20 protein-coding genes are annotated in these 21,285 nt (G+C 66.2%); 12 read left to right on the forward strand and 8 right to left on the reverse strand.

Features of this window, described 5'->3' with window-relative positions; all coding sequences use genetic code 11:
• Positions 1-12 precede the first annotated feature (12 nt).
• Together CLV78_RS01950 and CLV78_RS01955 are read right to left on the reverse strand one after the other, a co-directional pair.
• Positions 13-750 carry an SDR family NAD(P)-dependent oxidoreductase gene (locus CLV78_RS01950; RefSeq protein ID WP_106203081.1) on the reverse strand — a complete coding sequence of 246 codons (738 nt, stop codon included), beginning with the start codon at positions 748-750 and terminating at the stop codon, positions 13-15.
• A 61-nt stretch (positions 751-811) separates the two neighbouring features.
• A complete protein-coding gene (locus tag CLV78_RS01955) occupies positions 812-1,636 on the reverse strand; it encodes an isocitrate lyase/PEP mutase family protein (RefSeq protein ID WP_106203082.1) in 825 nt (274 codons plus the stop codon).
• Positions 1,637-1,850: 214 nt separating this feature from the next.
• Here CLV78_RS01955 and CLV78_RS01960 point away from each other — a divergent pair, with 214 nt between their 5' ends.
• From CLV78_RS01960 to selD, 3 genes are all read left to right on the forward strand, one after another.
• Entirely contained in the window at positions 1,851-2,243 is a 393-nt protein-coding gene (locus tag CLV78_RS01960; protein WP_106203083.1) for a hypothetical protein, read from the forward strand.
• A 65-nt stretch (positions 2,244-2,308) separates the two neighbouring features.
• Positions 2,309-3,280 carry a threonine dehydratase gene (locus CLV78_RS01965; RefSeq protein WP_106203084.1) on the forward strand — a complete coding sequence of 324 codons (972 nt, stop codon included), beginning with the start codon at positions 2,309-2,311 and terminating at the stop codon, positions 3,278-3,280.
• A 387-nt stretch (positions 3,281-3,667) separates the two neighbouring features.
• Entirely contained in the window at positions 3,668-4,726 is a 1,059-nt protein-coding gene (gene selD / locus CLV78_RS01970; RefSeq protein WP_211300946.1) for a selenide, water dikinase SelD, read from the forward strand.
• 322 nt (positions 4,727-5,048) lie between these two features.
• Here selD and CLV78_RS01975 read toward each other — a convergent pair whose 3' ends face one another.
• The 5 genes from CLV78_RS01975 to CLV78_RS01990 all read right to left on the reverse strand — a co-directional run bounded on the left by CLV78_RS01975 (position 5,049) and on the right by CLV78_RS01990 (position 9,725).
• Positions 5,049-5,396 (reverse strand): MmcQ/YjbR family DNA-binding protein, encoded by a 348-nt coding sequence (locus CLV78_RS01975; RefSeq protein ID WP_106203086.1) that lies wholly within the window; start codon positions 5,394-5,396, stop codon positions 5,049-5,051.
• Between the two features lie 935 nt (positions 5,397-6,331).
• Positions 6,332-7,552: a diaminopropionate ammonia-lyase gene (locus CLV78_RS01980; RefSeq protein WP_106203087.1), complete on the reverse strand. Its 1,221-nt coding sequence runs from the start codon at positions 7,550-7,552 to the stop codon at positions 6,332-6,334.
• A complete protein-coding gene (locus CLV78_RS24710; RefSeq protein WP_281261119.1) occupies positions 7,549-7,674 on the reverse strand; it encodes a hypothetical protein in 126 nt (41 codons plus the stop codon). Before CLV78_RS24710 ends, CLV78_RS01980 begins: the two co-directional genes overlap by 4 nt.
• Positions 7,675-8,205: 531 nt before the next feature.
• Positions 8,206-9,036, reverse strand: coding sequence for a GNAT family N-acetyltransferase (locus CLV78_RS01985; RefSeq protein WP_106203088.1), 831 nt, complete (start codon positions 9,034-9,036; stop codon positions 8,206-8,208).
• Positions 9,033-9,725 carry a GntR family transcriptional regulator gene (locus CLV78_RS01990; RefSeq protein WP_425427904.1) on the reverse strand — a complete coding sequence of 231 codons (693 nt, stop codon included), beginning with the start codon at positions 9,723-9,725 and terminating at the stop codon, positions 9,033-9,035. Before CLV78_RS01990 ends, CLV78_RS01985 begins: the two co-directional genes overlap by 4 nt.
• Before the next feature lie 242 nt (positions 9,726-9,967).
• Between CLV78_RS01990 and CLV78_RS01995 the strand changes: the two genes are divergently transcribed.
• From CLV78_RS01995 to CLV78_RS02015, 5 genes are all read left to right on the forward strand, one after another.
• On the forward strand, positions 9,968-10,951 hold the full coding sequence (locus CLV78_RS01995; protein WP_106203089.1) for an ABC transporter ATP-binding protein: 984 nt from the start codon (positions 9,968-9,970) through the stop codon (positions 10,949-10,951).
• 36 nt (positions 10,952-10,987) lie between these two features.
• The gene (locus tag CLV78_RS02000; protein WP_106203090.1) at positions 10,988-12,271 is read left to right on the forward strand and encodes an ABC transporter substrate-binding protein; all 1,284 of its coding nucleotides are present in this window, start codon (positions 10,988-10,990) and stop codon (positions 12,269-12,271) included.
• Positions 12,272-12,374: 103 nt separating this feature from the next.
• Positions 12,375-13,238, forward strand: coding sequence for an ABC transporter permease (locus CLV78_RS02005; RefSeq protein ID WP_106203091.1), 864 nt, complete (start codon positions 12,375-12,377; stop codon positions 13,236-13,238).
• Position 13,239: 1 nt separating this feature from the next.
• A complete protein-coding gene (locus CLV78_RS02010; RefSeq protein ID WP_106203092.1) occupies positions 13,240-14,082 on the forward strand; it encodes an ABC transporter permease in 843 nt (280 codons plus the stop codon).
• Complete coding sequence (locus CLV78_RS02015; protein ID WP_106203093.1) at positions 14,083-14,724, forward strand: aspartate/glutamate racemase family protein; 642 nt, start codon at positions 14,083-14,085, stop codon at positions 14,722-14,724.
• Positions 14,725-15,133: 409 nt separating this feature from the next.
• On the opposite strand, the gene atzF is transcribed toward CLV78_RS02015, so the two are convergent.
• Complete coding sequence (gene atzF, locus CLV78_RS02020) at positions 15,134-16,927, reverse strand: allophanate hydrolase (RefSeq protein WP_106203094.1); 1,794 nt, start codon at positions 16,925-16,927, stop codon at positions 15,134-15,136.
• A gap of 130 nt (positions 16,928-17,057) precedes the next feature.
• Between atzF and CLV78_RS02025 the strand changes: the two genes are divergently transcribed.
• The 4 genes from CLV78_RS02025 (at position 17,058) to CLV78_RS02040 (ending at position 21,277) form a co-directional block, all read left to right on the forward strand.
• Complete coding sequence (locus CLV78_RS02025; protein ID WP_106203095.1) at positions 17,058-17,954, forward strand: LysR family transcriptional regulator; 897 nt, start codon at positions 17,058-17,060, stop codon at positions 17,952-17,954.
• A 164-nt stretch (positions 17,955-18,118) separates the two neighbouring features.
• Positions 18,119-19,240, forward strand: a complete 1,122-nt coding sequence (locus tag CLV78_RS02030) for a BMP family ABC transporter substrate-binding protein (protein WP_106203096.1) — start codon at positions 18,119-18,121, stop codon at positions 19,238-19,240.
• 1 nt (position 19,241) lies between these two features.
• Positions 19,242-20,351 (forward strand): ABC transporter permease, encoded by a 1,110-nt coding sequence (locus CLV78_RS02035; protein ID WP_106203097.1) that lies wholly within the window; start codon positions 19,242-19,244, stop codon positions 20,349-20,351.
• A complete protein-coding gene (locus tag CLV78_RS02040; protein ID WP_106203098.1) occupies positions 20,351-21,277 on the forward strand; it encodes an ABC transporter permease in 927 nt (308 codons plus the stop codon). Before CLV78_RS02035 ends, CLV78_RS02040 begins: the two co-directional genes overlap by 1 nt.
• Positions 21,278-21,285: the final 8 nt, after the last annotated feature.

Here is a 21,285-nt window from a genome sequence, read left to right on the forward strand (position 1 = left end):
GGGTTCTCTGGTTCACTGCATCCGCAGGGCGCCGTCCAGCCGGATCGTCGTTCCGTTGAGGTAGGGGCAGGCGACGATGAACCGGGCCAGCGCGCAGAACTCGCGCGGGTCGCCCAGACGTTTTGGGAAGGTCACGTCGGCGGCAAGCCCGTCCTGCACCTCCTGTGGCAGGCTCATGAGCATCGGGGTCAAGAAAATACCCGGCGCAATGGCCATGACGCGAATTCCGTCGCGCGCAAGGTCCCGCGCCATCGGCAGCGACAGCCCCGCGATGCCCGCCTTCGACGCGCTGTAGGCCGCCTGACCCTTCTGCCCCTCGAATGCGGCGATGGAGGCGGTGTTGATGATCACGCCCCGCTCCTCATCCTCATTCGGGGCGTTGCGCGCCATCTTCGCGGCCGCGAGCCGGGCGATGTTGAAACTGCCCAGCAGGTTGATGGTCACGGTCCGCTGGAAACCCTCGTAGGAATGCGGGCCGTCGCGGCCAAGGGTCTTCTCCCCGGTTGCGATTCCGGCACAGTTCACCGCCACGCTCAACCCGCCCATCGTCTCGGCGGCACTGTCGATGGCGGCTGCCGCGGCCTCCGGGTCGGTCACGTCCACCTTGCGGAACCCCGCGCCGTCGGGCGCCTCCCCAGCAAGGTCGAACACGGTGACCGCCGCACCCGCATCCAGAAACCCCTCCGCCGTGGCACGGCCAAGTCCCGACGCCCCGCCGGTAACGATGACCTTCGCGTTGCTCACTTCCATTCCGATCCTCCCTTTGGCGGTGGTTTCTGCCGATCCGGACGGGCTCTGTCCAGAGCCTGGCTCATGCGCTGCCACGGTCCATCAGCGCGGCCACGGTGCCGCTGTCGATCGACTGCCCGAGCGGGGTGAAATCGCCCTCTGCGAACATGGCGCGGCTGACATCGGCCATCAGCCGGTGGGTGGCCCGCGCCAGTGAGGACCCAAGCGAGATTCGCGCCACGCCGATCTGCGCGAAACTCTGGCGCGAGACGGCCGTGAACGGACCTGCGGCAAGCGCATTGACAGGTTTTTCGGTCGCGGCGCAGATATCCGCAAGGTCTTCCAGCGTCTCCGGCAAGGGCACGTAGAGCCCGTCCGCACCAGCCTCGTCGAAGGCCCGGATCCTCCGCAAAGCCTCGTCCTGTGCATAATCGCCCGTCATGATTCCGTCGGCACGGGCCAGAAGGAAGAAATCGCGGGGCAACGCGCGGGCGGCGGCAGCGGCGGCCGCGATCCGTTCGACAGCCAGGTCGAACGCGTAGGCGGTGCCGGCTGGAAAGGCGATGTCCTCGATGCAGATCCCGGCCAACCCGGCCTCGGCAGCGAGCCGAACTGTGTCCGCCACGGTCTCCGGATCGTCGCCGAAGCCGTTCTCGAAATCACCGGACACGGGAACATTCACTGCCGCGACCAGGTCGGCGGCATGGGCCAGCGCCTCGTCCCGGGTGACCGTGCCGCCGTCGGGGCGGCCGAGCGTGAAGGCATGCGCGGCCGAAGAGGTGCCCACGGCCGGCGCGCCGAGTCCGGCCAGCAGCCGGGCCGAGCCCACGTCCCAGGCATTGGCAAGAATGAAGGGATCGCCGCGGCGGTGCAGGGCGCGGAAGGCGGGGCCGGGATCGTGGGGCATGGCAGGGTCCTCTCGGTGTGGCGGATTCCGGGGCGCAGGGCGTGCGCCCGTGGCGGGCAGGTTTGGCAGCATCGACCCGCGCAGCGTGCCGGGCGTTGGAAGTACGCGCCGGGTGGTTCGGACGCGGGAGGCGTGCTCTGCATGGGGCCCTTGGGGGGGTGGTTTGTCAAACCCGCAGTGCTAGGTTTCAGGAATGGATATTGGAGAGGATCAGATGCCGAAGTGGTTGGGAGCGATCTGCGCGCTGGTGCTTGCCGGTTGCGCCGCGCCCGATCCCGGACTGGAGCAGTCCCTCGCCATCGAGACGGGCAGGCGCGCGCCGGCGGTATCCGCCGGACGGACGGTTGCGGGAACGCCCGGGCCTGTGGCGCCGCAGTCGTTGAACCCCGACTGGGATCCGCGCGACAGGGTGCCGAACACAAACCCGCGAATCGTGACCAACAATGCCTACGGGCCCGGGCGCAGCTCGGATGTCTACGGGCGGGTGGTCCACCACAACCCGGGCCTGAAGATCGAGGAAAAGGTCTTTGGCTCTGGACGTTTCGAGGACCAGTACGGGCGGCCGGTCCGCTGTGCCTCAACCGGCATGGGGACGTTCTGCCGCTGAGGAACGGCCCTTGCCCAGGAAGGCGCGGAGTGATTGGCTGCCGGCGTTTCCCACAGGAGTCGCCCATGCGTTTCACCGTTCCCGAGCTGGAGGCCGCCGCAGCCCTCGTTCACGCGCGGATGCCCCCCACACCGCATCATCACTGGCCGCTCCTGAGCGAGGCAACCGGGGCCGAGGTCTGGGTGAAACACGAGAATCACGCCCCCACCGGGGCTTTCAAGGTGCGCGGCGGGATCACGTTTATCGACTGGCTGAAGCGCAGCCGGCCCGGGGTTCCGGGGATCTGCACCGCGACCCGCGGCAACCACGGGCAGAGCCAGGCGCGGGCAGCCACCGCGTCGGGACTGCGGGCGCTGGTCTACGTTCCGGAGGGCAATTCGGTGGAAAAGAACGCCGCCATGAAGGCGTTCGGGGCCGATCTCGTGGTACATGGGTCGGATTTCGACATGGCGAAGGAAGAGGCGTTCCGCGTTGCCGCCGAGGAGGGGCTGGAGATTGTGCCACCCTTTCACGAGGAACTGGTGCGCGGTGTGGCCACCTATGGCTTCGAGCTGTTCAGCGCGCTGCGGGATCTCGACACGGTCTACGTGCCCATTGGCTGCGGGTCGGGGATCTGCGGGACGATCCTTGCCCGGGATGCGCTGGGACTGGCGACCGAGATCGTGGCCGTGGTGGCGGAAGAGGCGCCCTGTGCCAAGCTCTCGGTGGAGGCTGGCACCCTGGTGGAGACCAACTCGGCCCGGACCATCGCCGACGGGATGGCCGTGCGGGTGCCGGTGCAGGCGGCCTTCGATATCTATTCGCGCGGTGCCGACCGGGTCGTCGCGGTGAGCGAGGCGGAGATTGCCGAGGCGATGCGGCTCTATTTCACCGCGACGCACAATGTGGCCGAGGGCGCCGGTGCGGCGGGTCTTGCGGCGCTGAGGCAGGAGCGGGCGCGGATGCAGGGGCGCAAGGTCGGGCTGGTGCTGAGCGGCGGCAATGTGGATGCGGCGCTGTTCGCGCGCGTGTTGTCCGGCGAGGTGCCGACACTCTAGCGGGGGCTCCCCCTCGCTCATCGATGCCACAGGCATCTCCGGGCCTTGGGGCGTGGCCGCGCTGCGCGCGGCACGGGCACCGTTCGGTATGGCGCGCACCCTATGTCCGACGGCGTCCAGAGGCCTCTGGCCCTCGGCACGCCGGGCGGATGAATCGCGCGCGCGCCGGGTCGCAACCGCTTGCGGTTTCGGTCCAGACTGCCTGCACACCGGGCGTCGCCGCCGCTTCCCACAGATGCCTGGCCCCTGCGCGTGCGGGCCATGCACGGCGGGCCACACGGGTTTGCCGGAGCCTGCGTTGACAGGACCCGGCGCCAGGGCTAGGCCCGGATCCGACCGCCGGGCGACCCGCCCCCGGCCCACCTTCGCGAAGGATCTGCCATGACCATCCAGGACACGCCGAACGAACCCCGTCTGACCTCGCTGTCCCATGGCGGGGGCTGCGGGTGCAAGATCGCCCCGGCGGTCCTGTCGGAGATCCTCAGGCAGACCACCGCCATCACGCTGCCTGAGGAGGTGCTGGTTGGCGCCGACAATGCGGACGACGCCGCGGTCTATCGGCTCAACGACAGCCAGGCGCTGGTGGCGACGACCGATTTCTTCATGCCGATCGTGGACGATGCCTTCGACTTCGGCCGGATCGCGGCGACGAACGCGCTGAGCGATGTCTATGCCATGGGAGGACGTCCGATCATGGCGCTGGCGCTTGTCGGAATGCCGATCAACGTGCTCTCGCAGGCCACTATCGCCCGGGTGCTGGAAGGCGGAAACGCCGCCGCGAAGGAGGCCGGCATCCCGGTTGTCGGCGGCCATTCCATCGACTCGGTCGAGGCGATCTATGGCCTCGTGGCGCTGGGCCTCGTGCATCCGGATTTGGTGAAGAAGAACGTCGGCGCCCGGCCGGGCGACGTACTTGTGCTCGGCAAACCGCTTGGCGCTGGGGTGATGTCGGCGGCGCTCAAGGCGAACGAACTCGGCGGGGCCGCGTATGCGCAGATGATCGCAACCACGACGAAGCTCAACACGCCGGGCCCCGAACTGGCCGAACTCGATGGGGTTCACGGGTTGACGGATGTGACCGGGTTCGGGCTTGGCGGGCACCTTCTGGAGATGCTGCGCGGGGCGGGGTGTTCGGGGCGGGTGGACTGGGCTTCGGTGCCGGTCATGGCCGGTGTGCGCGAGCTGGCGGAGCGGGGCTTCATCACCGGCGCTTCCGGCCGAAACTGGGCGAGCTACGGCGCGGAAGTTGCTCTTTCAGAAGGGCTTTCCGAGATTGATCGCGCCCTTCTGACCGACCCGCAGACAAGTGGCGGGTTGATGGTCGCCTGCGCGCCCTCGGCGCTCGACGGCGTGCTGGAGATTTTCCGCCGCCATGGGTTCGATGGTGCTGGTGTCGTGGGCGAAGTCACCGGGGAGAGCGACACCCCCCATTTGACGGTCGGCTGAGCGGTGCATCCCCGCCCTACGCGGTGAGGCTGCGAACGCCGATCCGCCATTCGTTCCAGCATCGGGAGCGGCGGGCCATCCGCCTTCGGTTCGGACAACCGCTCAGGGCAACTTGCCGATGCGCCGTCCGGTGCCCTGCAGCACTGCGCCGTCCCGTCGTCTGACCGCCAGTCCCGATGCGGCGCTACACGGTCGGCCATCCATGTGTCGGGCGGCGTAGGGGACAGCCGCGTCCTATCAACGGTGAAACAGGCCCCACATTCCTTCGCAAGCGCTGCCGCGGTCACTCGGTCGAGGCGGGGCTGAAGGTCCGCCGTGCAGATCACACGCCGCCGGACAGCTGCGCCTGCACCTTCTTTGGCAGTTTCGACACGATGATGTCGTAGGAGAGACGAATCCGGTGTTCCACCTCGTCACGCTCCACGGCGCCGAAAGGGGCCAGAACCCAGCTACGGTGGAAATAGGGGGCTTTCTCGAAGGGGCCAGCCTCCCGCAGCATCTCCGCGGTCGGGACATCGGCGCATTTGACCGACACGCCGACACCTTGCGCGCCCATGGCTGCGAAGATCTTGTCGCCGACCTTCCAGATGTCATGACCGGGGCCAAAGGGGGCGCTCACCTCGGCGCCGGGCAGCGTGGCACAGAAGGCATTGACGTCATCGCGGGTCATCGTGATCTCCCCAAGGCTCGGAACCGGAGTGCTCCCTGGCGGGAGTCTACCCCAACTGACGCATTTGGAAACACCTGGTCGGAGGGCTGGCGCGGGCTCCGGTCGGCCCGGATACCCGCGCGGTTGTGGCTCCGACAGCGGTGCGCAAACCGTCCGGCCCAGGTTGAAGTCGCTGGTCGAGATCGGGGACGTTCTGTCCGAGCACCGCCAGAGGACCATCCGGGTGGCCATATACTTGCCCCATACCCGGGCACGTTCCGGGATCGCAGCGCAGGGCGCGCACGTATTCTGCCACTGACAAAGTGCCTGCTTGCCTTCAACCCAGCGTTTGCGGTCGCACTGGTGCAGAGCCCGCTCGGGGCACACTCCGGCTGTACCAACAGCTCGTTGCAGGAACATTTGGTGGGCTCGCGTTTGTTTGGAGTGGGGCAAGTGGGCCAGCGCGATTGCGTCCGTCTCCGTAGGCCCGAGCCTGTCTCGGACCAGTGGTGGTCGATGCGGACTCGCATGCCGAGCCCAAGAAAGGCGGGGTTTTCGGCGCGTGAATTTCCTGCTTCAACACACTGTAGTAAATATAAATTTATCCTTCTCCGCGACTGGAAGCGGATCGTGCGGCGCGTTCCAATGACCCGCTTCGACCGTGTTCCAGGTGTTGAATTGGCCCTCCTCCGGTGCGTGCGTTTCGCTTCGCCGAGGTGGTACATGATGCCAAGTCCGGGGGCCACGACTGACCCAACTCGGTCCCGAACCTGCACTTCGGCGCGTCACCTACCGGGGACCGGCGCCGAAGCAAGGTCGTCAGTGCAAGTGCGGGACAGGCATTGAGCGTCGCGCTCCCGGGCAAGCCGCATCATCGCCATTGTCCGCGCCGGTGGAGGTGCGTGGCGCGTCGCCGTTGATGGGCCCCGTCTGGGCGGCGGACAGAGAGGGTCCGCCTATGGCTCCCGTCCTTCGATGATGGCGCGATAGACCTCCGGATCGGTCGCCCCTTCGGTTCCGAACACCAGCACGCGAGAGGCAGGGCCTAGCCCGAGCGCCGCACTGGCCCCCGGCACCTTGAGCACATTGGCGAGGCCCGCGAGCCCCGCGACGGCACTTTCTCCCGCAACAATGGCCGGGTCGCCGGAGAGGGGTGCGGCGAGCATCCGCATCTCCCGAATGGCGGAGGTGTCGGGCAGCGCCAGGGCGGCGTCAGCATGCGGCTCCAGGATTTCCCAGGCGAGGGACGAGACCTCTCCGCAAGCCAGTCCGGCCATGATCGTGTCGAGATCGCCATCGATCACCGAAGGCCGACCGGCGCGGAAGCTCTCCAGCCAACAGGCCGAGAGGTCGGGGTCGGCCAGAACGATGGCCGGGCGATCCGCCCCCCAGCGGCGCTTTGCCTGCGCGGTCACGGCCGCCGCCATACCGCCGACGCCGGTTTGCAGGAAGACATGGGACGGCGGCTGTTCAAGCGCGTCGAAAGCCTCTGCTGCCATGATCTCGTAGCCCTGCATGACGTCCTTCGGCACCTCCATGTAGCCCGGATAGGAGGTGTCGGAGACCACGAACCAGCCGTCGCGGTCTGCGGTCTCCTGTGCCGCGCGGACACTGTCGTCGTAATTGCCGTCGGTCCGGCGCACCCCTGCGCCATAAGCCTCGATTGCCGATTTGCGGCCCTCGGAGACGGTGGCGTGGATGAAGATCACGCAATTGCAGCCAAAGCTCTGCGCGCCCCAGGCAACCGACCGGCCGTGGTTGCCGTCCGTGGCGCAGCAAACTGTGATCCCGGCGGTGATCTCCGCATGGGCGCCGCTAATGATCTCGGCCATCGGGACGGGGTGGCCAAGCCGGGCCTCGACCTGTTTCTGCAACAGGCGTACCACGGCATAGGCACCCCCGAGCGCCTTGAAACTGCCAAGCCCGAAACGTCCGCCTTCGTCCTTGTAGTGCAGCGCCGCGATGCCAAGCGTGGCGGCCCGGGCGGGCAAGGCGTGAAGGGGCGTCGGCGCGTAGCCGGGCCAGGCGGAAATGGTGTCCCGCGCGGCGGTGTATACGGCATCGCTCAGAATCGCGTTCTGTCGCGCGGTCCAGGGCGCGGCGCGATCACCGGCGGCGTTGATCGTGAGTGTGAAGTCGTCCGCCGAACCCTCGGCGCGGGTGATGTCTTGGGTCATGCGATGTCCGTGAAAGGCCCCGGGCGGCGGCAGGCCGCTCCTTCTTCTTCGATGTTGTCCAGCAGGGCGTCAAGCATGGCGAAGCCCTCCCCGCCGCAACGCTCGCCGATCAGGTCGCGCACGGTGGGTCGAGCGGCCTCTGCGGCTGGACCTGTTCCGTGGGCAGGCAGACGGGCGAGGTTGGGTGCGCCCCGATCCGCGCGCGATGGGCAATGGTGGATGGTGCGGCGAGCAGCGCCACACAAGTCGGCGGGTCGCGTGCAAGCCCCCGGTGAGGGGCAGCGGCAACGGAAGGGCACGCCGCGACGGGCATCGGGCACCAGCAGGACGTGGGATATCGCGTTGGTGACCTAGCCCCCTGCACCGGGCGCAGGCTCTGTTCGCATGGCTGGGTCGCGGTAGGGTCCACGCGTGGCGCCCGAGGGGGCTGGCGTTACTGTCAGTGTGGCAGCGAAACACGTTGCGGCAAGGTTGGGGGTGGCCTGGCAATAGCTGATACGCGGCCTCGGTGGGAAATGGCATGTTCTGGCCGGGTGTGTGTTGCCGATTCTGGCGAATGCCATTTAAATTTTCAAATCAACAATTTGCCTGTCAAAATTTGTGTGCTTCGACCGACCAGCCATCGTCGATTCGCCCATGTGGCAAGCCGATCATCAGCCAAGTTCGAGCGTGGCGATGGTGTGTATTCCCGCACCCGGTACAGGTGCTGTGCCGCGATACATCCGGGCAGTCGAAAAGGCGCTCGTCATGCCGACGGCTTTACAATGCTCGGCCAGCGACGTCATCTCGCGGGGGACATCGATCACCAGCCTCACCTCGGGGTGACGCGCGGCAATCCCGTCGATGAGTGCCGTCGCGGTCGCCAGATCCTCGGCGACAAGCGGGCCGATCTTCACCCCGTTGCGGCAGTGCCGCCAAGTGGCAAACCCTGCCATCCCGCCGTCCGCGCCGTCCAGAACAACGCTCTGGCGGCTCTCTTCCGGCCGGAACCAGACAGAGAGGAACCTGTCCATCCCATAGCCATTGGCCGCTGCACAGCGCGCAATCATCTCTTGCGTGTCGGCGTCGGTCGCGACACGCAGGCCGGCGCGCGATGCCCCGGGCAGGGTGCCCTCGAAACGGGTGGTCTCGGACGCCGCGACGAAGCCCGAACGGCGGTAGTTCGCCTGTTGATCCGGCACGCCGTCGAGCCCGACAATCCGCGACCCGGCGTGTTCCAGAGCGTGGTTCCAGAGCGCCAGTCCCACGCCTTGCCCGCGAAACTCCGGGTGACAGATGTAAAGGCCGAGAAAGGCGAAGCTGTCGGAATGGTTGATCACCGAAATGGCCGCCGCCAGCCGCCCATCCCGTTCCGCGACAAAGAACCCCTCCGGATCGGCGGCGTGGAAGGCCGGGGCGTCATCGTGCCCGGGATTCCACCCCTCTGCGGCCGCCCATTCGAGGATCGTCGGCAGTTCCGACCGGGTCATGGTACGCAGCTTCATCGGGGTCCTAGAGCCTCCTTCAGAGAGCTGGGGGCATCTGCGGGCTCGGTCAGGTCGAGCAACGACACAAGATCCACCAGGTGGCTTTTCATCAGATCCTCGGCGCGGTCTGCGTCCTGCGCTTCGAGCGCGTCCAGCAACGCGTGGTGCGCGTGGCTTTCGCAGGTCGCCTGTCTGCGGCGCCAGTAGAGCGCAATGATCAGGGAGGAGCGCGCCACAAGTTGACCGATGAAGGCGGCAATTGTCGCCTGGTTGGCGATCCGCGCGATCTCGTTGTGGAAGTCACCGGAAAGCCGCAGGGCACGGCCGTGATCCCCGGCGTCAATGGCGGCGTGTTCTTCGTCGATATGGCCCCGCAGCAAGGCAATATCCCTTGCCGTCGTGCGGATGGCCGCGGAATGCGCGGTGCGTGGCTCCAGCAGGGCGCGGGCCTCGAAAACCTCGCGTGCCTCCCGCACGCTGGGACGGGCGACAAAGGCACCGCGATTGGGTTCGATCACCACGAGTTGCTCGTGCGACAGCGATTGCAGCGCACTGCGCACGATGGTGCGGCTGACGCCAAAGATCTCTCCGACCTCGTCTTCGTTGAGCTTCATTCCCGGGGACAGTCGGTGCTCGTGTATCGCCGTGGCGAGGCCCTCGGCCACGTCCCGGCCGCGTTGGCGTGTGGTTTTGCCGATACCGGTCACGAATACTTCCTCCTCTGCAAGCACCTGATAGGGCGTCCGGGTGGATGAGTGCAAGATTCGCCTGACGTGTCGATAACTTTGCGATGGATTGTATACAATAATAGCCTCCGTTTTGTACGAAGGGCGGGAAAGGGCGCTCGGATGCTGGGCAGTTGCTGTCTGGCGTCCCGCGGAGGGGCGAACGGGTTTCCGCTTTCCGGGGCTGCCGGCGAATGATCGGGCAACGGCAAGCGGGAGCGAACATGACCACCGGACAGGATCTCGAACTGGTTTCCCTCACCAAGCGCTACGGTGAGGCCCTGGCGGTCAACCGGATCGACCACCATTTTCGCGCCGGTTCCTACGCCTGCCTTCTGGGGCCGTCGGGCTGCGGCAAGTCCACGACCTTGCGGATGATCGCCGGACACGAGGCGCCGACCGACGGCTCGATCGTGCTGGGCGGTTCGGACGTGTCCTGGATGCCGCCGGCACGGCGCGGCACCGCAATGATGTTCCAGAATTACGCGCTCTTCCCGCATCTGACAGTGATCGACAATGTTGCCTTCAGCCTGAAAATGAAGGGGGTGGAGGCCACCGTGCGGCGCAAGAAGGCCAGCGCGATGCTGGATCTGGTGGATATGGTCCGCTATGCCGACCGCCGGCCGGACCAGCTGTCGGGCGGACAACAACAGCGCGTTGCGCTGGCGCGGGCGCTGATCACCAACCCGCAGGTGCTGCTGCTCGATGAACCGCTCTCGGCGCTGGATCCGTTCCTGCGCATCCGCATGCGGGCGGAGTTGAAGCGGCTTCAGCGTGAGCTGGGCATCACTTTCATCCACGTCACGCACAGCCAGGACGAGGCGTTGGCACTGTCCGACGAGATCGTGGTGATGAACAACGCAGTGATCGAACAGGCAGGACCGGCGCGCAATGTCTTCAACCGGCCGCGTACGGAGTTCGTCGCCCGCTTCATGGGCGGGCACAACGTGATCGCGCTGCCACAGGGGCATTTCGCCATCCGCAGCGACAGGGTTTCCCTGACGGCGGCCACGCAGGGACGGCTCGACGGGCAGGTGACAGGTGTGGAGTACCAGGGGGGGCACGTGCTCCTGACGGTCCGGGCCGCAGGCGATCAGGAGATCGCCGCCATCGTCCCCGAGGACGCGTATTTCGACAAACCGATGCAGCAGGGCGCGGATGTGGGCCTGTCGTGGGACGACAGCGCGCTGCATCCGGTCGCGGTCTGACATCGGACGAAACACGAACAGCAACAGGAGAGTGACATGAAGGATTTCGAGACCCCTAGGTTGAGTCGGCGCAGCGTCCTGAAAGGCGCTGCGGCGACGGTGACCGCTGCCGGCGCCTCCACGCTCGGCGCGCCGATGATCTGGGCGCAGAACATCAAGGACGTGACGCTGCGCCAGTTCGGCACCGGCGTGTCCAACCTCAATGAGGTCGCCGACAAGGTGAAGGAAGACCTCGGTTTCACGCTGGAAATGACGGCGCTCGATTCCGACGCGGTGACACAGCGCGCCGCGACCCAGCCCGACAGTTTTGATATTGCCGACATCGAGTACTGGATCTGCAAGAAGGTCTGGCCGACGGGCAATCTTCAGGCGATGGATACCAGCAAGATCAAGAATTACGACAAGATCGTCGGCATCTTTCGCGATGGCAAGCTGACGCCCGATAGCACCATCGCCCAGGGCACCGCGCCGCACAGCGTGGGCTTTGTCGACGGGCCGGACGGCAAGGCATTCGTGGACAACGAATCCGGTTGGATGACGCTGATCCCGACCATCTACAACGCCGACACGCTCGGCATTCGCCCCGACCTGATCGGTCGCCCGATCGAGAGCTGGACCGAGCTGCTGAACCCGGAGTTTGCGGGCAAGGCCAGCATCCTCGACATCTCCTCCATCGGCATCATGGATGCGGCGATGGTCTGCGAGGCGATGGGCGAGGTCCAGTACGGCGACAAGGGCAACATGACGAAGGAGGAGATCGACAAGACGATGGCGATCTTCACCGAGGCCAAGAAATCCGGCCAGTTCCGCGCCTTCTGGAAAACCTTCGACGAGAGCGTCAACCTGATGGCCTCTGGCGAGGTGGTGATCCAGTCCATGTGGTCGCCTGCCATCACGGCGGTGAAGTCCCGTGGCATCCCCTGCGTCTACCAGCCGCTCAAGGAAGGCTATCGCAGCTGGGGCGGCGGCATCGGCCTTTCCAAGTCGCTCAGCGGTCTGGAGCTCGACGCGGCCTATGAATACATCAACTGGTATCTCGACGGCTGGGTCGGCGGGTTCCTGATGCGGCAGGGATATTACTCGGCCGTTCCGGAAACCTCGAAGAACTTCATGTCCGAGAACGAATGGGGCTACTGGTTCGAGGGCAAGGAAGCCACCGACGTCATCACCTCGCCCTTCGGCGATCCGCTGGCGCAGGCCGGCGAGACCCGCGACGGCGGTTCCTTCCACGATCGCATGGGCGCAGTGGCCTGCTGGAACGCCGTAATGGACGAGAACCAGTACATGGTTCGCAAGTGGAACGAGTTCATCGCCGCCTGACGGTGCCTGACCCGGACCCGGGGCGGCGTCCGACCCTTCCGCGCCGCCCCGCTCCCTTCCTGTTTCGCGGAGAAGGGGCGACATTCCTCTCGCCGGAGCTTCGATGCGTAAAATTCTGAGAAACAATCACCTTTCAGGCTGGCTGCTGGCCGCGCCCCTGTCGCTCGTGCTGCTGTGCTTCCTCGTGCTGCCGATTGTCATGATCGTGGTAGTTAGCTTCTGGGGGGCGACCGAATTTTCCATCTACCCGGCCTTCCAGTTCGACAACTACCAGTTTCTCTTCGGCTCTCCGGTCACGTATTCGGTGTTCCTCAACACCTTTAAATACGCCGCGATCACATGGGTTTTCACCCTGCTGATCGGCTTCACGGTGGCGTATTTCCTGGCTTTCCATGTCCGCTCTCTCACATGGCAGATCGCGCTGTTCCTGCTCTGTACCATTCCGTTCTGGACCTCGAACATCATCCGCATGATTTCCTGGATCCCGTTCCTGGGCCGCAACGGGCTGGCGAACTCGACCCTGATCTCCTGGGGCGTGATCGACGCGCCGGTGGAGTGGCTGCTGTTCTCCGATTTCTCGGTGATCCTGGCCTTCGTGCATCTCTACACGCTGTTCATGGTGGTGCCGATCTTCAACACGATGATGCGGATCGACCGGAGCCTGATCGAGGCCGCCTACGACAATGGCGCCTCCGGTTTCCAGACCCTGACCAACGTGATCATTCCGCTGGCAAAGCCCGGCATCATGATTGGCTCGATCTTTGTGGTCACGCTGGTGATGGGCGATTTCATCACCGTGCGGTTCATGTCCGGCAGCCAGTCGGCGAATGTCGGGCGGCTGATTTCAAACGACATCGCGTTGCTGCAATACCCTTCCGCCGCCGCGACTGCCGTGGTGCTGCTGGCGACGGTTCTGCTGATCATCGCGGTGTTGCTTCGCTTCGTCGATATCCGGAAGGAGCTTTGAGATGTCCGCCAAACGTCCGCGCAGTTTCTACATCCTCGCCGGTTTCTTCGCGCTGTTCCTGCTGTTCCTCTACGGGCCGACGCTGACCATCGCGATCCTGTCCTTCCAGGGGCCGGAGGGCGGGCTGACCTTCCCGATGCGCGGCGTCTCGACCCACTGGTTCGCGGATCTCTTCCGGCAACAGGCGGTGGGCGACATCTGGGGGAGCTTCTCGCGGTCGCTGGTGCTCGGGCTGATGGTCATGGTCACGACGATCGTGGTCTCGGTCATGGGCGGGCTGGCCTTTCGCAAGCGGTTCGCGGGTTCGACCGTGATCTTCTACCTCGTGATCACCTCGCTGGTGATCCCCTCCATCCTCGTGTCGCTGGGCGTCGGTTTGATCTTCTCGCAATCGGGGCTGAACGTGCACTGGTCCACCTCCGGCTACGGCGCGCAGCTTACGTGGACACTGCCCTTCGGCCTGCTGATCATGTTCGCGGTCTTCAACCGCTTCGATCCCAGCTACGAAGAGGCCGCACGCGACCTCGGGGCCAGCGCCTGGCAAACGATCCGTCACGTGGTGCTGCCGATCATCGCGCCCTCTCTCATCGGCGTGGCGCTTTTCGGTTTCACGCTCAGCTATGACGAATTTGCCCGGACGCTGCTGACCTCCGGCAGCTACAACACCCTGCCGCTGGAAATCTACGGCATGACAACCAACGTCACGACGCCGGTGATCTTTGCCCTCGGCACGCTGACCACAATCTTCTCTTTCCTCGTGATCGCGGTGTTCCTGCTGGCGGTCTGGGTGCAGTCCCGCCGCCGTGCGCAAAGCGGCTCCGACGCCGGGCAGGGCATGCTCTGAATGCCGCGCGTTCTGCTGATAAACCCCAACAGCACCGAGACGATGACGGCCTCGATGCTGGCCTCGGCCCGCGCGGTTGCGCCGTCCGTCGACTTCACCGGCTGGACATCGAGGGCCGCCCCGGCGGCGATCCAGGGGCCGGACGATGGCAGGCGCGCCGAGCCGCCGTTGCTGAAGCTGGTGGCGCGGGCCGGGGCGCGGTTCGACTGCATCATCATCGGCTGTTTCGACGATACCGGGCTGGCGGCGGCAAGCGACCTCGCGGAGTGTCCCGTGCTGGGGATCGGTCAGGCGGCGTTCTGCATGGCGATGCTGCGCGGGCTTCGGTTCTCGGTGGTGACGACGTTGCCGGTTTCGGTCCCGGTGATCGAGGAAAACATCCGGCGCTACGGGATGGCTCCCTGGCTTGACCGGGTGCGGGCGAGCGAGCTGTCGGTTCTGGAGACCGAGGGCGAGGGTGCCGCGCCGTGTGACACGATCGCCCGGGAGGCGGAACTGGCGATTGCCGAGGATGAGAGCCAGTGCATCATCCTTGGCTGTGGGGGCATGTCGCGGCTGGCGGCCGAGGTGCGGGCACGGGTCTCCGTGCCGGTGATCGACGGCGTCGAGGCCGCGGCGAGGTTGAGCTCGGCCCTGACGTAAATGCGGCCGGGAGCCGGGATGCGAGGGCGTGGGTGCGGAAGCTGACGCGACCTGTCGCGCGGCCCCGCGTGGGGGTCCCACGTCTTCGTGGCGGCTTGAGTGAATGGCCCGAGCGCCTCTTGCTGCGCCGCGATCAACACGCCCCAAGGGGAGATACTCGCAGGGATCTCCACGTCGCGCGAAGAACACCGGTGTCCTTTGCGCTTCGTGGGCGGGATGGTGCGGACGGGATCGGCGGAGATGGCGCTATCTATGGATACCACCGGTGGCGCGGGCGACATTTCGTGCAAGCCCTGCAAGTTCTGCGCGGATCCGCAGCGGGTCGGGTCGACCGTCCCGTTCCGGTCCGCTGCGGCACAAGGGGCGCTCATCGTGCAGTGGCTGCTTGCCGACGGGCGCGGCGCGGCGGTCAGCCTGTGCGGGCGATGTATGCCCGCCAGTCGCCGATGTTGGTGATGTCCTCCCCGCCCTCGGTTCCAACCGCCTCGCAGAGGAAACCCTGCACCGTCGATCCGTCCTCCAGGTCGATCGTCCCAAGGCCCAGCGGCGCGGGGATACCTTTCAGGAAGCTGCCAACCTGGTCACAGGGGACGTCCCAGATTTCGAGCGCGATCGGCGCGCCGGTGCCGGGCTTCCCGCGCAGGAGGCCCGGGCGGCGCGGCGGGCCGCCGGCCAGCGCGAACAACCGGTAGGCGTCGCTGGTGCGGGCGGTGCGCCGGAACACGGCGTTGCGCTCCGTCAGTTGGTGGTTGAGGGGCAGGCCCGTCATGTGGGCGCCGCAGACCGCGAGCCCCTGGCTCGTCGGAGCGGCGGGCGGCAGCGTAGCCGGGGCGGGGGTCGCCCATGTGGTGGCGCCCAGTGCCCGGTTGCCAGCAGCTTCGAGATCCAGTGCGAGCGCGGCCACGAGCGCGTCCTTGCCTGCTTCGGCAAGCAGGGTCACGCTGCCCGGGCGCCCGTCGCTGCGGGCCGGGGTCGGCACCGCGATGCCGCACATGTCCAGAAGGTTCACGAAATTCGTGTAGGTGCCGAAGTTCGAGTTCGGCGTGACCGGGTCGGCCTCCAGATCGGCGGTGCTGTAGAAGGTCGGGATGGTCGGCACGCAGAGCGCATCGATCCCCGCAAGGGCGGGTTCCGCCGCGCGGGCAAGTTCCTTCAGCCGGTATATGCCGCGGAAGGCATCCGCGGCGGACAAGGCCTCTGCCTTGCAGATGATCGCCCGTGTCACCGGGTGGATGGCCTCCGGTTTCCGCCGCAGCAACTCCTCGATCACGGTATACCGTTCCGCCACCCAGGCACCCTCATAGAGCATCTCGGCCACGGCATAGAGCGGCGCGAAGTCGATCTCCCGGATCTCGGCGCCGTGGCCGCGCAACAGGTCGACCGCTTCGGCAAATGACGCCGCCTGCACCGTGTCGCCTAGAAACCGTATGCTGTCTGCGCTCGGAATGCCGATCACGGGGGCCGCCGGTGGGGCGGTCAATGCCGGTGCGGGGCAGGGTTTTGCGAAGGCATCCGCCGGATCGTGCGCGCAGCAGACCTGGAAGGCGGCATAGGCGTCCTGCACCGTCAGCGCGAAAATCGAGATGGTCTCGATGGAGCGGCAGGCCGGGACGACACCGCTTGCCGAAAGCGCGCCCAGGGTGGGTTTCAGCCCGACGATATTGTTCAGCGCCGCCGGCACCCGGCCGGATCCGGCGGTGTCGGTGCCGAGCGCGAGCGCAACGATCCCATGGCCGACCGCCACGCCGGAGCCGCCCGAGGAGCCGCCGGGAACAATTTCAGGATCGATGGAGTTCAGCGGCGCGCCGTATGGGGTGCGCACTCCGACAAGGCCGGTGGCGAACTGGTCGAGGTTGGTCTTGCCGACAAACAGCCCGCCCGCCGCCTTCAGCCGGGCGACGACGAAGGCATCGCCATCGGGGGTATAGGCGTAGTCCGGGCAGGCCGCCGTCGTCGGAAAGCCCGCGACATCGATATTGTCCTTCACCGCGAAGGGCACACCCCAGAGCGGTTTCGACGGGTCGAAGGGCCCGAGCGCCCGGGCGGCCTCCAGGGCTTCGGCCTCGGTGGGCATGGCGAGGAAGATCGCGGGATCGCCAACGGCGGCAATACGAGCGTAGACCTGTCGGATCACCGCCTCCGGGCTGACCCCTCTGGCGTAGGCCGCGTGCAGACCGTGGAGGGTCATCGGGATATCGGACATGCTCGGTTCCTTCGCTCGTTGTCGCACCGGGCAGGCCGGGCCTTGCGCACAGGTTCGATGTTGCAGCGCCCAACGCAACTGCTAAGAATTCACAAAAGCGATGCAAAAAATGCACCGGACGAGGCGGGCGATGAAACACCTTCAGACATTTCGCTACATCGAGGGCGTCGTGCGCGCCGGGTCGATCCGCAAGGCGGCAGATGACATGAACATCACCGCGTCTGCGCTCAACCGCCGGATACAGCGGTTCGAGGAGGAGTTCGGCTCGGAAATCTTCGAGCGCCTGCCGCGCGGGGTCCGGCTCAACCCGGCCGGGGAATTGCTGGTCCAGCATTTCCGGGCGCAGGAATCGGACCTGCGGCGGGTCCAGAGCCAGGTTGCCGACCTCTCCGGCGAGCGACGCGGCCATGTGAGCGTCGCCTGTTCACAGGCGCTCATCCCCTATTTCCTGCCTCGGCAGATCGCTGCCTACCGAACCCATCACCCGGGCGTCAGTTTCTCGGTGACGGTGCGGGATCGTGAGGCGGCGGAACGGGACCTTGCCACCTTCAGCAGCGACCTGGCGCTGGTTTTCGAGCCTGTGCACCTTGTCGATTTCGAAGTGCTCATGGCGGTGCCGCAGATCATTCACGTGCTGATCCGGGAGGGGCACCCGCTGGCGAACCGGGAGGAGGTGCGGTTGCGAGATTGCCTCGATCATCCGCATGTGCTGCCGACACGACACTACGGCGTCAGGGCCTTGCTGGAGGATGCGGCGACGCGCGGGTCGCGGCCGCTGCGGCCCATCGCCGAATCCGACAGCTTCGACTTCATGCGCCACTACGTGGCCCACGAGGACGCGGTTGCCTTCCAGATCCCGATCGGCTTGCAGCCGCGCCCCGAGGATGGGTTGGCGGTCCGCCCGATCTCCACGCGCGATGTGCCCGCGGGCAGCCTGCTCCTTGGGCAGATGCGAGGACGCACGCTGCCGGTGGCCTCCGCCCGCTTCGCGCAGGGATTGGCGAAGGCGCTGGAGGCCTTTCGATAGTCCAAACTTCCAGCGCTGACGGCAGCTTGCCTAGAGTGGTGCATTTTTTGCATCGCTTTGAGGAATTATTAGCAGACGCCAACAGCGCTCGGGCGGTCTACCGTTTCCGAGAACCGAACATGTGCCGCCGGACCCGGCGCACGGGCAGCAGTTGGAGCAATGCCATGACCACTTTCAGAAACCTCGATCGCAGGAGCTTCCTCGGGACAACGGCGGCGGCGCTCGGCGCGGCGGCTCTTGGCGGGCTGGCGCGGCCAGCGCAGGCGGCGGGCGACCTGTCCGTGGGCTTCATCTATGTCGGGCCGAAGGATGATTTCGGCTACAACCAAGCCCATGCGGAAGGCGCCGCGGCGGTCAAGGCGATGGCAGGCGTGACCGTTCTGGAAGAGGAGAACGTGCCGGAGAGCCAGGATGTCCAGAACACCATGGAATCCATGATCAATTTCGATGGGGCGACGTTGCTCTTCCCGACCTCCTTCGGCTATTTCAATCCCCATATCCTGGAACTGGCGCCGAAATATCAGGACGTCCGGTTCGAGCATTGCGGCGGTCTCTGGGCCGAGGGCAATCCGACCAACGCAGGCTCCTACTTCGGCTACATCGGTATGGGGCAGTACCTCAACGGCATCGCCGCCGGTCATGCCACCAAGAGCAAGAAGATCGGCTTCGTCGCCGCCAAGCCGATCCCGCAGGTTCTCAACAATATCAATTCCTTCCTGCTGGGAGCCCGGGCGGTCGACCCGGAGATCACCTGCCAGGTCATCTTCACCGGAGAATGGTCGCTGGCGGTCAAGGAGGCGGAGGCCACCAACGCACTGGCCGACCAGGGCTGCGACGTCATCACCTGCCACGTCGACGGACCGAAAGTGGTCTGCGAGACGGCGGTCTCGCGAGGCGCTTATGTCTGTGGCTACCATGCCGACCAGAGCCCCCTTGCCGGCGACATGTATCTTACCGGGGCGGAGTGGAACTGGGCGGGCGTCTACACCGACCTCGTCGCCAGTTTCATGGCCGGGGAGGAGATCCCGAACTTCCTGCGCGGTGGGCTCGCGGACGGGTTCATCAAGATGAGCCCGCTCGGTCCTGCCGTTTCCGATGCCGGCCGTGCCCAGTTCGAGGCCGTGAAGGCAGAGATCATGGCCGGTGGGTTCGCGGCGATCAAGGGGCCGCTGAAGGACAACGCGGGCAATATCATCGCGGCCGACGGCGAAGCTTTCGTGGAGACGGATGTGAAGCTGGAGAGCATGGACTACCTCGTCGACGGTGTCATGGGGTCCACCAGCTGACATGAGCGCCGCCGACCAGATACCGACACGGGCGCATCTGCCCGGAGCCCGGATCCTTGCGGGTCTGGCGCTTCGGGCGGAGGCCGTGGCGATCCCGCTCGCCGCGCTCCTCGCTGGCTTCGCAGCCTTCAGCCTGTTCCTGCTGGTGATGGGGAAATCGCCGGCGGAGTTCTACGGGCTGGTCTGGAAGGCGGGGTTCTCCTCGGCCTTTTCCTGGCAGAACACCCTGTCGCGCGTCGCCCCGCTGGTTCTGGCCGCGCTCTGCGTGGCGCTGCCGGCGCGCCTCGGGCTCGTCGTCATCGGCGGCGAGGGCGCGATCGTGCTCGGCGGGCTGGCAGCAGCGGTGACCGGAACGGCGGTCGCGGGCGTGCCCGGCTATGCCGGGTTGATCCTGATGGCGCTGGCCGCGATGGCCATCGGCGGCTTCTGGATCGGTGCCATTGGCGCGTTGCGAATTCGACGCGGGGTGAACGAGACCATCTCCTCGCTGTTGATGGCCTATATCGCCATCGCGCTGTTCAACTACTTCGTCGAGGGCCCTTTCCGCGATCCGGCGAGCCTGAACAAACCCTCCACCGCGCCGTTGGCAGAGGCGCTCAGGGTCGGTGACATGCCCTGGATCGCCGCCCATTGGGGCGTCGTGGCGGGTGTGCTGGCCTGCCTGGTGAGCTGGGTCCTGATCGACCGAACGACGCTTGGCTTCGCGGCGCGCATCGCCGGGGACAACGTCCGGGCCGCGCAGGTGCAGGGCCTGCCGGTGGCGCGTCTGGTCATCGGTTTCACAGCGCTTGGCGGCGCGTTCGCCGGGCTTGCGGGCTTCTTCGAGGTCGCCGCCGTGCACGGCTCCGCCAATGCCTCGCTGATCGCGGGCTATGGCTATACCGGTATCCTCGTGGCCTTTCTTGCCCGTCACAACCCGCTGGCGATTCTGCCGGTCGCGGTGCTGCTGGGCGGGTTCGAGGCTTCCAGCGGACTGATCCAGCGCCGGATGGACCTGCCGGATGCCACGATCCTGGTGTTCGAGGGCATGGTCTTTGTCATCATCCTTCTCAGCGAGGCGCTCTATGGACGGTTTCGTATCTTCACACCCGCCTTCTGGGAGCGCCGCTGATGGACTCGGTTGAAATCGGCCTTTGGGGCGTGCCGCTGGCCATCCTCGGCGGTGCCATCCGGGTCTCGACCCCCTTCATCTTCGTCTCCCTCGGTGAATGCCTGACCGAACGGTCGGGGCGGATCAACCTCGGGCTGGAGGGCACGCTGGTGTTCGGCGCGATGAGCGGCTACGCCATCGCCTACGAAACCGGCTCGCCCTTCGCCGGCGTTCTGGCCGCGGCGGTTTCGGGGGCCTGTTTCGGACTGCTCCACGGCTGGATCTGCAAGTTCAAGGGTGTGAACGACATCGCCGTGGGCATTGCGATGATGCTGCTCGGCATGGGGCTCGCCTTCTTTTTCGGCAAGCCCTACATCCAGCCCGTTGCGCCCGATCTGCCGTCGATCAACTTCGGCTGGTGGTCGGATGTGCCGCAGGTGCGCGCGGCGTTGCAGGTCAACGTGTTGTTCATTCTGGGCGGACTGCTGGCGCTGGCCATGGCGTGGATGTTCCGCAGCACACGGGTCGGGCTGACGGTGCGGGTCGTGGGCGACAGCACAGACGCGGCTCGCGCGATGGGGCTCGATCCCGACCGGGTGCGGCTGCTTTCCACCGCGATGGGCGGCGCGCTTGCCGGGGTCGGCGGGGCCTATCTGTCGCTTTTTTACCCGGGAAGCTGGACGGAGGGGATCTCCTCCGGGCAGGGCCTGATGGCCATCGCGCTGGTGATTTTTGCCCGCTGGAACCCGGTAAACTGTTTCTGGGCGTCGCTCCTCTTCGGTGGGGCGGGTGCGCTTGGACCGGCCCTGCAATCGATCGGCATTTCAGAGGGATACTACCTCTTCTTCGCGGCACCCTATGTGCTGACACTGGGCCTGCTGATCCTGACCTCCTCCCCCGACCGCGCCATGCAGGGCGCGCCGCTCGAACTCAGCCTCACGAAGTAAGGAACCAC

The sequence above is a fragment of the Aliiruegeria haliotis genome, from assembly GCF_003003255.1.
Taxonomy (GTDB): Bacteria; Pseudomonadota; Alphaproteobacteria; order Rhodobacterales; family Rhodobacteraceae; genus Tropicimonas; species Tropicimonas haliotis.